The following is a 733-nucleotide window of genomic DNA, read 5'->3' as shown; positions in this document are numbered from 1 at the left end:
TGTGATTCGGTTGTTACATTGACTCTCGTGGTTAATCCAAACGTAACCGCTACCGAGACTATCACCATCTGTGAAGCCGCATTGCCATATACCTGGAACGGACAAACATTAACCGCCGCAGGCCCCGCCACAGCTACCCTCCAAAATATCAATGGTTGTGATTCGGTAGTAACACTGACATTGGTGGTTAATCCAAATGTTACCACCACAGAGACCATTACCATCTGTGAAGGAGCATTGCCCTATAGCTGGAACAACCAGCCACTTGCTACTGCGGGCACATATAATGCTACGCTCCAAAATAGCAATGGTTGTGATTCGGTTGTTACATTGACTCTCGTGGTTAATCCAAACGTGACCGCCACAGAGACCATCACCATCTGTGAAGGAGCATTGCCCTATACCTGGAACGGACAAACATTAATCGCCGCAGGCCCCGCCACAGCCACACTCCAAAATATCAATGGCTGTGATTCGGTTGTTACATTGACTCTCGTGGTTAATCCAAACGTGACCGCTACCGAGACCATCACCATTTGCGAAGCAGCATTGCCCTATACCTGGAATAACCAGACACTTGCTACTGCGGGCACATATAATGCTACCCTCCAAAATATCAATGGTTGTGATTCGGTTGTTACATTGACTCTCGTGGTTAATCCAAACGTAACCGCTACCGAGACTATCACCATCTGTGAAGCCGCATTGCCATATACCTGGAACGGACAAACAT

At 47.6% G+C, this 733-nt stretch carries 1 protein-coding gene; it reads left to right on the top strand.

The window, feature by feature from the left end; translation table 11 throughout:
* Positions 1-733: hypothetical protein (locus tag P2W73_RS26375; protein WP_276505099.1), on the top strand; the 733-nt coding region annotated here is incomplete at both ends.

It is taken from the genome of Terrimonas pollutisoli (assembly GCF_029360765.1).
Lineage (GTDB): Bacteria > Bacteroidota > Bacteroidia > Chitinophagales > Chitinophagaceae > Terrimonas_B > Terrimonas_B pollutisoli.
This window is presented reverse-complemented; position numbering and strand designations above follow the sequence as displayed.